We start from the raw sequence: 9058 nt of genomic DNA on the forward strand, positions 1-9058 counted from the left end.
ACAAGTGTTACGAAAGAAATATAAAAAGACATCTTTACCTCTTAAAGATGTCTTTTTTATTTAAATCTTAATTCTCGTTCTGTAAAACCCTCGCTGCCTTTACTCCCTCTTTCTCTTCTTTTAAAAACAACGATACGATAAAAGCAACAATGATAAAGACTAACCCTAGTGCAAATGCACCTTGGAATCCTGACGTTAAACCGTTTAACTTCTCTACTGGGTCCATTGGATTTGCGGAGCTTTCCATATAGCTAGCTGTTCCTGAAGACATTTTCGAAATAAAGATAGCCGTACCAATTGCGCCAGCTACTTGCTGCAACGTACTAAACAGTGCTGTTCCGTGCGGATATAAATCTGGTGTTAACTGATTTAAACCGTATGTTTGTGCCGTCATGACAAACATGAGTCCAACCATTAATACGCTATGCATAACAATAATTTGTACCATTGATGTATCAGGAGTAATGCCTTTAAATAAGAACATTGCAATCCCCACTAACACAATACCGGGAACGATAATAACTTTCGGACTAAATTTATCAAATAGTTTCCCTGCGATTGGTCCCATTATGGCACTAATAACACTTCCCGGAAGCATGATAATTCCTGATTTAAAAGCTGTAACGAGTAAAACAGTTTGCAGGAACATCGGTAATAAAGTCATCGTTGAAAATAACGACATCATCACAATGACGATTAATCCAACTGATAATGTAAACATTGGGACTTTAAATGCGCGTAATTCTAAAATTGGATTCTCAATTTTTAATTGTCGGACGACAAAAATACATAATGAGATAAATCCAACAAGTAAAGCGCCATACACTTTCGTATCAGACCATCCTAAATCACCTGATGCACTAAAGCTATACACAAGTCCGCCAAATCCGAGTGTCGATAAAAGGATTGATAGGTAATCTACTTTCGGTTTTGTTAACTCTGAAACATTTTGAATGTACTTCATCCCAATCATAATGGAAATGATCACGATCGGAATAACAATGTAGAATAACCAGCGCCAATTTAGTGAGTCTACGATTACTCCGGATAATGTAGGACCAATTGCTGGAGCTGCCATCATTACAAGTGCGATTAATCCCATTGTTGCACCACGTTTTTCAGGCGGACAAATAATTAAAATCGTATTCATTAATAACGGTGTAATTAATCCCGTCGCTACAGCTTGGACGATACGGCCGACTAATAAAACGGAAAATGTCGGCGCAAATCCCGCAATTAATGTACCAGCTAAAAACGTTACCATAGCGATTAAAAACATTTGCCTCGTTGTGAGCCATTGTTGAAGTAACGCTGTAATTGGGACTAAAACACCAACTACTAACATGTAAGCTGTAGAAAGCCATTGAATTGTTGAAGCTGTTACACCAAATTCTTTCATTAATACGGTTAACGCATTACCAAGTAACGTTTCGTTTAATAACGCAACCATTGCCCCTAAAAGTAATGCAATTAAAATGGGGGTATGTTTCATATTAGAAGTATCAAATTTGCCACTTACAGGGCTCTTAGTTGTCATATTCATTTACAGATTCTCCTCCTGTTTCTTACTTAAAAAACTTTAAATATACCTGAACACATGTAATATAATATACATATGTAGATTAAAAAGGGAGAATCAATTTTCAGCCACTGTATATTTAATCTACAAAAAAGGAGAAGTGTAGATGAATGATAATGAAAAACAACTTGATTTACGTATTAGACGTACACATAAATTACTATGGGATTCCTTATTTGAATTAATGACGCAATCAAAACAGAAATATAGTACGATCACGATTAACCAAATATGTGACCGCGCGATGGTACACCGAACAACCTTTTATAAACACTTCGAAGATAAAGATGCTTTATTAGCATTTGGATTTAAACGATACAGCAAGATGATTGTTGAAATACCAGTTTCAGATCGATTAAGTAAACCATTTCAAGTAATGGAACAATTCCTACACCATGAAGAAATCGGTAAAATATTAGAAACGCAAATGTCTGATGAACAATTCATTAACCGGACACAGTATTTAAGTCACGAAACGAGAAAACAAGAAATAGAAGCGTTACATCAACTGCGCAAAAATCATACGATGCCAAATGATTTAATCATTGAATTTTATTCAGGGGCAATCACCTCATTAAGCGCATGGTGGTTTAAAAATGAAAGAAAAGTTTCTGCTGCTGAAATGGATAGGTATCTTCACCAACTCATTAACCGGGATATTTTTCAGTTTGAAGAGGAATAAAACTACACCTTTTCAATCATGCAATCAAATTGACCACAAAATAGGAATATGATATATTTTCCGTAGAATACTATATAAGTGTGACAGCGAATAAATTGGCATATAATAAAAAGAAGAGATGCGCTAACATCTCTTCCTTAACTGCTACCGTATAGGGTGGTGGTTATTATACGTTACTATTTTTTACGAAACCCACCCTTTTGCTTCCTACGGCGCGGAGTGGGTTTTTTGTTGTCCTTCCCCAGAAGTTGCTTCCGCAAAAAATACGCTGAAACTTCACGTACGGTCGCTTTTACAAATTCTTTTACAAGGTCAAACAAAAACTCCATATTATCACCCCCTTTCCTTCCAAATGGAAAGAAGGGATAACCACCCACCCTCACAATATGCAGTTACATATATTTTATCAAATGATTGTAAAGATATTATGTAAACAAAACAAATGAAATTTTATATAGAAAATATGAGTTTATATTATTTTCATTCTCTTCAATTAGATTTTCTTTTTAGATGCTATCTTCAAATAAGGTAGCATCTAAAAAACGTTAAAAAGAATTTTCTCCCTAGTGTCTTCTTATATTTTATGTAATCTGCGTATTTAACCTTTTCTACGTTCTTTAATTACTTACTGAATATAGTCATACAGATTTTTCGCTAACAATAAACAAGTTACTGTAATGAAAAGGGCACGAACATACCCGCTTCCTTTTTTTATAGCAAATCTGGAGCCGGCGATTCCTCCAGCAATTTGAGCAACTCCCATTATAAAACCATACACATAGTTTACTTGCCCTACATACATAAACATCAACAATGCACCAACGTTACTTCCTAAATTAAGAAACTTCGCAGTACCTGCTGCTTTTAAAAAATCATACCCAATAAATAAAAGAGAAAACATTAAAAATGAACCTGTACCAGGACCTAGAAATCCATCATAAAAACCAATAGCAAAAATAAAAAAGGTAAAAATAATGACGTGTCGACCAGACAATTTTTTATGAGTGGAAATACTTCCCCAATCCTTCTTGAATATCGTATAAATAGCGACCACACCAAGCATGATCAGCATTAATGGCTTCAGTACTTCTGGATTCATTAAATGAACGGTCCATGCCCCTATTATGGAACCTATAAAAGTGATTGGAAATAATTTAAAAGCCGATTTCAAATCAAGATTACCAGAACGATAAAACACAATATTACTAGTTGCACTCCCCATTGTCGATGCTAATTTATTCGTGGCTACTGCACTTGCTGGATTCAATCCTGTAAATAATAAAGCTGGTAAAGCAATGAGTCCACCACCACCTACAACTGAATCAATAAATGCAGCTACAAATCCAAAAACAATCAAAATCATTAATACAGATGGGTCTAAATAAAAATCCATACTAGTAGCCTCCCCTTTAGTCACTATTGTAATAGTAACTATCAATTTGCTAAATGTAAAGAGTTATTGTAACGTTGAAATATAAAGTGAAACTTTAATCAGTGGGGGGGGGGTGTTCATCCCCCACTGATTATTAGTTGAACCAATCGGGCTTTTACGGGCAGTTGATTCCCACCTAACTTCTTTGCTTCCGCTGAATTTTGAGGTGGGGGTCTTACTGCCCGTTAAAGCGGGATAAATGCAAACATCGGAGGACGAAAAAAGTGGACTACATAGTACAACAGCTCAAAAAAATTGGTTTCAATGAATATGAAGCTAAATCTTATGTATCTCTTGTTAAACAGGGGCCTGTCACAGCCTATCAAGTGAGTAAGGATTCGGGTGTCCCAAGAGCGCGAATTTATGAGATTTTAGGTAACCTTGTAGAAAAAGGAATTGTCATGAAAGAAGAAATAAATGACACTACTCGCTATTCACCTCTACCTGTTGAAATCTTTTTACAGAAGGCGCAATCAGAATGGCAGTCTACTTATGAAGGAATAAGTGATTCATTAAAAAAACTAGAAACTTCCGAGGAAAAAACGGATAATCGAGTGATTACTTTAAAAGACAATAAAACAATCATTAGCTATTGTCAGGCATTAATAAAAAAAGCAGAACGACGTATTGTCATTTCAATGTGGGATGAGATGTATGAAGCGTTAAAAGAAGATCTATCTGAAGTAGCTGATAAAGTTACAATACAAGGTATTACCCTACATGTTGAAAATCCCATTAAAAATCTAGAAGCCCATCGCATAACCCCTTATACAGAAACCTTGTCTACAGAACATTGGTTTATTGTATCGATAGATTCTAAAGAAATGATTTATGGACCATCACTTGAAGAGCGTAATATTGCTTTTTATACAGATGACCCCGTTCATATATACTTACTAGAGGATTACGTATGGCATGATGTTTTAGTAAATCGAATTGTCCGACGTAGCCAAGATGACTTGCAGCAATGGATTACGGCAGAAAGAAAGTCTTTCTTTATGGGGAAATAAGGAGTATATGAAAAGAATCAAAAAATAAAGCATAAGTGAATGAAATAGAACACTTATGCTTTATTTTATTTACAAAGTGATACTCCAGTCTTTTCACTATTTTCCCTCCACAAACCGCCCAAACTCCTTCAAAAACCGCAGCTTAAAACTCCCGACAGGCCCATTCCGATGCTTCGCCACATGAATCTCCGTCATCTCTTTATGCACCGTTTCCTTATCATAATAACCTTCGCGATACATAAGCATAATGACATCCGCATCTTGCTCAATTTGTCCTGTTTCTCTTAAATCAGATAAAAGAGGTCGCTTATCTTGACGTGACTCTACAGAACGAGACAATTGCGACAATGCTACTACACAAACATTTAATTCACGTGCTAATACCTTAAGTTTACGAGAAATTTCACTAATCTCTTGAAATCGATTGCCCCTATGCTTCGGATCGCCCGTAATAAGCTGCAAGTAATCTACAATGACTAAAAGCTTTTTATCACCGTGCTTCCTCTTTAACTTACGAGTTTGCATCCAAATATCTTGCACCGTAACACCTGCATTGTCGTAAATCTCAAATGGTAGTTCACCAATCTCCGCAAATGCCTTACTCACCTTTTCCCAGTCCTCTATCGCAAAACGATGCTTCGGATTTTTCAGCCTACCTCCTGACACTTCACCTACGCAAGACGCCATCCTTTTCAGCAATTGTTTACTACTCATCTCTAACGAAAACAATCCAACCGCCGCTCCAGACTTCGCCGCATGCAGTCCAACATTTAGCGCAAATGCAGTCTTCCCCATAGAAGGACGCGCACCAAGAACGACAAAGTCACCTTCCTGCAATCCGCACGTCATTTTATTTAACGATGTATAACCAGTCTCAATACCAGTAATCTCTTTCACATCTTGATGAAGCTCCTCATACAAATCAACTAACGCATCCTTCAAATCAAACTCACATACAGAGTCTTTCTCCTCTAACTCACAAAGTGCCGTAATCGTCTCACCTATAATTTTCTCATTCTTCTCCGCAATAAGACGCTCTCCCATCTTGTGCCCGAGAACACCAGATTGATACATTTTCCAGGCACCTCGAACAAGCCCCTCATAATATGAGAAGTTTCTAGTAGTAGGCACACCATCCATTAACCCTATAAAATACTCCATTCCCCCGATCCCCTCTAAAAACTTCGGATCTACCCTAGAAATGAAAGTCACAAGATCAATCGGTTGCCCCTCTCCTTCCATCTTTCGCATTAACTGAAATATAGACTTATGTACCGGCATAGAAAAATACTGCTCCGTCAAACGGCACTCCTTAATAAGCTCTCCATCAATTAATAGAGAACCTAACACCGTCTTCTCCGCCTCCACATTTTGAATACTCATGGCCGCCACCCGCGCTTCGCTAAAAAGCGCTGCAACTCTTCTTCAGACGGCGCATTCTTCTCCCACTCCTCACACCTCGCCAAAAACTCCTCTGTCTCCCCCGTACTAACAAACGACTCCTTCTTCCTAAAGCTCGCCGTATCCGCCTCAACCTCACATACTTTCGTAAATCCTTTCCCATGCCACCCTCTCAAAATCCCCTTCACATAAGCAACCGTCCGCTTATTATTCTCAAACGCAATTTGAAGAGCCTTCAGCACAAGCTCCTCTGACAAATCTTCCATCCACGCACTCAATTCTTCCACCGCAAAAGGAGACAAACTACCGAAATGTTGCTCATAAAACGTGAACACCTTACTTCCCGTTTCTTCCTCTACAACCTCTTCTTCCTCTGTCTCCTCACAAATCGGATCAACATCATCCACAGCCAATTCACCAGGCATACCGAAATGCGCTAAAAGCATCGGAACATTCAGCTCCTCCTCTACGCACTTTTGAAGAAACATATGTACAAACTCCTTATTCTTCACACCCTTAAGCTCACGAAGTACACACTTCTCCACATTCGTATTCGTCACAGGATTATAACGAAGCCAATTTAAAACGAATAACTCCCGCGTATCCGCATCATAAAGAATCTTTCCATAATCAACAAAGCGCTGCACAAGCTTATCAACAGTCTCCCTGTTATAACCCGTCTCCATCTCAGCTAACCGCTTCGGAAAAGGAAAAATCCCACACTGCGTCGTCTTCGAACAAGTCAGCAAATACACATAAAAATACCGCTCCTCCGGCGTCAAATCCAAAACAAAATCATCCTGCCAAAAATTCACCTGCACAGTACGATACACCGCCATCCCAATTCCTCCCGTCTCCGTTCAAAAGTAAAAGCCCCTTCATAATATATATGGGAGACTGGCCGGGTTTTTGGCGTGTTATTTTAAATTTTTTTTGACTACTACTACGGTGTTTGTTTTTGTTTTTGTTTTGTTATGTTTTTTCTTAGTGATTTATTACTTGGTAGGGGCTTGTAAGGGGCTTAGGAGGGGCTAGTTATCGGTTACTTCGATTAAAAATACTCGATCTGAGAAGCCGCCTCTTTCTTCTGCTTTCTTTTTACGGATGTTGTTGATTTCTTCTAGTGTTGTGCCTTCATGTTCGGCTAGGGCGTTTATTAGTTCTAGGAGGTCGGATAGTTCTTCGAGTTTGTGTTCTTTTGTGTCTGCTTCTAGATATTCGGTTAGTTCTTCTTGTGTTTTCTTGCAGATTTCTTTTATGTATTCATCTTCGTTTAGGATTCTTGTTATGGGTGTTTTTCCGTTAGCTTTTATTATTTGCGTGATTTTGTTTCGGATTAGTTTGTTGTAGGTTGGCATATGGGTTCCCTCCGATAGGTTTTTCTTCTATTATAATGGAAAAGCAGTTTAACTAGGTGTTAAACTGCTGCATTGCTTCTTTTATATAGTTTTCTTCTTCGGTTGTGAAGATGGTCGGAAATTCGGATAGTGGGCGGTTTGATTTTTGGATTATATCCTCTATATCGCTTTGAAGTATATCAAGATAGTTCGTTACTTCTTCTATTACATTGAAAAATTCCTTCAAGGTAACTTGAACGTCATGATGAATCGGATCCTTCTCTTCTTCCTTATACTTTTTCAATTTCCCTATCACATTCATAAATCGCCGATCAAACTTTTCTTTTAATTCCCTATTATTATAAAAAGATTGAACACTATCCTTTGAAAAGTGTTCCTCTAACCATTCCTTATTTTCTTTCTCCCATATAAAAGTTTGCAGAAAAGAAGAAAACAAAGCAACATCCACTCGTTCTTCCTCTTGAAACTTCTTCGTCATCTCATCCATATGCGAAAGCACCTTCGCAATTCTTTCTTGCTCTGCAAAAAGCAATTCTCTTTGAAAATGCATTTGTCTTAAAAATTCTTCAGTCTCAATATCACGCTGCAATATAATATTTTGAATTTCCCCAAGCGAAAAACCGAGATGCTTAAACGATTGAATTTGCTGCAGCACATACAAATCATCTTTCGTATATAGCCGATGCCCGCCCTCAGTATAATCGCTTGGCTTTAATAAATTAATCTTGTCATAATAACGAAGCGTCCGCACCGTAACATCCCCAATACTTGCAAACTCACTAATCATCCACGCCATATCATAACCTACTCCGATAACTTATCTTTCACATACTGAAGCATATGAGAAAAACTCATCTCATTCTGCCTACAATATTGAAACAAACCTACAACAAGCAATACAAAAGGAACATTCCCTCTATAACGATGTTCATACTCACTAATACCGTCATAAAAGTACTCATATTTTCGTCTTCGTAAAACGATATAAACTGCAATAAACAACAATGCAATCATAACGAAAAATCGCTTTCCCTTTACCTCCACTTCTTGTTTCATCATCTATTCTCCTTCCACTACATACTTATCTTCTTTAAATAACGGAATTCGAATGAAATAACGATATGGCTCGTCGCGTATTACTTTCCACGCAACAATGATCACTTGAACGACCTCAAAGGCAAACACAATCCAAAACAAAACATCACTAATACGCGAACTAATATTAAATAGAAGAAAAATTAACAAATGAAAATTGAACGCCTTTCGGCAATGGTATTTGTACACTCCATTTTTACGTGCCAGTGTGATGTACATGAGTAGTGGCGAAAAGATTCCTATTGCGGCTGAGAGTAGTAGCATGATGATGGTGTTTCTTTTTTCTTTTGTGGTGGTTTTCATGAGTTGTTTGGTCCCCCCTTTTTGATTTGTCTTCTTTAGGTTAGGGGGTGACGTTGGGGGAGGTGCAAGGGGAATGTATAAAAAAATTAGTATCATCAATATAGGTAAAATAAGATCTTTACCTTGACAGGATGGCGGTCATCATTTAAATTTTACATCCACTTTATTTACAAATAAAAAGAAGAGCATCTACCTTAT

Annotated in this window: 11 protein-coding genes; 2 read left to right on the forward strand and 9 right to left on the reverse strand. The window is 37.5% G+C overall.

Annotated elements, in window-relative coordinates; all coding sequences use genetic code 11:
• Positions 1 to 67: 67 nt before the first annotated feature.
• The gene (locus CGQ22_RS23395; RefSeq protein WP_089149421.1) at positions 68 to 1543 is read right to left on the reverse strand and encodes an MDR family MFS transporter; all 1476 of its coding nucleotides are present in this window, start codon (positions 1541 to 1543) and stop codon (positions 68 to 70) included.
• Between the two features lie 142 nt (positions 1544 to 1685).
• On the opposite strand from CGQ22_RS23395, the gene CGQ22_RS23400 reads away from it, so the two are divergent.
• Positions 1686 to 2261 (forward strand): TetR/AcrR family transcriptional regulator, encoded by a 576-nt coding sequence (locus CGQ22_RS23400; protein ID WP_000999312.1) that lies wholly within the window; start codon positions 1686 to 1688, stop codon positions 2259 to 2261.
• Between the two features lie 176 nt (positions 2262 to 2437).
• On the opposite strand, the gene CGQ22_RS32150 is transcribed toward CGQ22_RS23400, so the two are convergent.
• Together CGQ22_RS32150 and CGQ22_RS23410 are read right to left on the reverse strand one after the other, a co-directional pair.
• Complete coding sequence (locus tag CGQ22_RS32150; RefSeq protein WP_000394757.1) at positions 2438 to 2590, reverse strand: hypothetical protein; 153 nt, start codon at positions 2588 to 2590, stop codon at positions 2438 to 2440.
• 296 nt (positions 2591 to 2886) lie between these two features.
• On the reverse strand, positions 2887 to 3654 hold the full coding sequence (locus CGQ22_RS23410) for a TSUP family transporter (RefSeq protein ID WP_000348439.1): 768 nt from the start codon (positions 3652 to 3654) through the stop codon (positions 2887 to 2889).
• Positions 3655 to 3917: 263 nt separating this feature from the next.
• On the opposite strand from CGQ22_RS23410, the gene CGQ22_RS23415 reads away from it, so the two are divergent.
• A complete protein-coding gene (locus CGQ22_RS23415; protein WP_089149422.1) occupies positions 3918 to 4703 on the forward strand; it encodes a TrmB family transcriptional regulator in 786 nt (261 codons plus the stop codon).
• 96 nt (positions 4704 to 4799) lie between these two features.
• Here CGQ22_RS23415 and dnaB read toward each other — a convergent pair whose 3' ends face one another.
• From dnaB to CGQ22_RS23445, 6 genes are all read right to left on the reverse strand, one after another.
• The gene (gene dnaB / locus CGQ22_RS23420) at positions 4800 to 6086 is read right to left on the reverse strand and encodes a replicative DNA helicase (RefSeq protein WP_139032716.1); all 1287 of its coding nucleotides are present in this window, start codon (positions 6084 to 6086) and stop codon (positions 4800 to 4802) included.
• A complete protein-coding gene (locus tag CGQ22_RS23425) occupies positions 6083 to 6943 on the reverse strand; it encodes a DnaD domain-containing protein (RefSeq protein WP_089149424.1) in 861 nt (286 codons plus the stop codon). The genes dnaB and CGQ22_RS23425 overlap by 4 nt, the downstream gene beginning before the upstream one ends.
• 192 nt (positions 6944 to 7135) lie before the next feature.
• Positions 7136 to 7462, reverse strand: a complete 327-nt coding sequence (locus CGQ22_RS23430) for a nucleoside triphosphate pyrophosphohydrolase (RefSeq protein ID WP_089149425.1) — start codon at positions 7460 to 7462, stop codon at positions 7136 to 7138.
• Positions 7463 to 7514: 52 nt separating this feature from the next.
• A complete protein-coding gene (locus tag CGQ22_RS23435; RefSeq protein ID WP_089149426.1) occupies positions 7515 to 8258 on the reverse strand; it encodes a MerR family transcriptional regulator in 744 nt (247 codons plus the stop codon).
• A gap of 8 nt (positions 8259 to 8266) precedes the next feature.
• Complete coding sequence (locus tag CGQ22_RS23440) at positions 8267 to 8518, reverse strand: hypothetical protein (protein ID WP_139032715.1); 252 nt, start codon at positions 8516 to 8518, stop codon at positions 8267 to 8269.
• Between the two features lie 3 nt (positions 8519 to 8521).
• Positions 8522 to 8860 carry a magnetosome magnetite crystal formation protein family gene (locus CGQ22_RS23445; protein WP_089149428.1) on the reverse strand — a complete coding sequence of 113 codons (339 nt, stop codon included), beginning with the start codon at positions 8858 to 8860 and terminating at the stop codon, positions 8522 to 8524.
• Between the last annotated feature and the right edge of the window lie 198 nt (positions 8861 to 9058).

Origin of the sequence: Bacillus sp. M13(2017), from assembly GCF_002218325.1 — a bacterium.
Classification (GTDB): domain Bacteria; phylum Bacillota; class Bacilli; order Bacillales; family Bacillaceae_G; genus Bacillus_A; species Bacillus_A thuringiensis_K.

Excerpts from the sequence above, each read along its gene's own strand:
- CGQ22_RS23395 (WP_089149421.1), bottom strand. The coding sequence starts at position 1,543 with ATGAATATGACAACTAAGAGCCCTGTAAGTGGCAAATTTGATACTTCT.
- CGQ22_RS23400 (WP_000999312.1), top strand. The coding sequence starts at position 1,686 with ATGAATGATAATGAAAAACAACTTGATTTACGTATTAGACGTACACAT.
- CGQ22_RS32150 (WP_000394757.1), bottom strand. The coding sequence starts at position 2,590 with ATGGAGTTTTTGTTTGACCTTGTAAAAGAATTTGTAAAAGCGACCGTA.
- CGQ22_RS23410 (WP_000348439.1), bottom strand. The coding sequence starts at position 3,654 with ATGGATTTTTATTTAGACCCATCTGTATTAATGATTTTGATTGTTTTT.
- dnaB (WP_139032716.1), bottom strand. The coding sequence starts at position 6,086 with ATGAGTATTCAAAATGTGGAGGCGGAGAAGACGGTGTTAGGTTCTCTA.
- CGQ22_RS23425 (WP_089149424.1), bottom strand. The coding sequence starts at position 6,943 with ATGGCGGTGTATCGTACTGTGCAGGTGAATTTTTGGCAGGATGATTTT.
- CGQ22_RS23430 (WP_089149425.1), bottom strand. The coding sequence starts at position 7,462 with ATGCCAACCTACAACAAACTAATCCGAAACAAAATCACGCAAATAATA.
- CGQ22_RS23435 (WP_089149426.1), bottom strand. The coding sequence starts at position 8,258 with ATGGCGTGGATGATTAGTGAGTTTGCAAGTATTGGGGATGTTACGGTG.
- CGQ22_RS23440 (WP_139032715.1), bottom strand. The coding sequence starts at position 8,518 with ATGAAACAAGAAGTGGAGGTAAAGGGAAAGCGATTTTTCGTTATGATT.
- CGQ22_RS23445 (WP_089149428.1), bottom strand. The coding sequence starts at position 8,860 with ATGAAAACCACCACAAAAGAAAAAAGAAACACCATCATCATGCTACTA.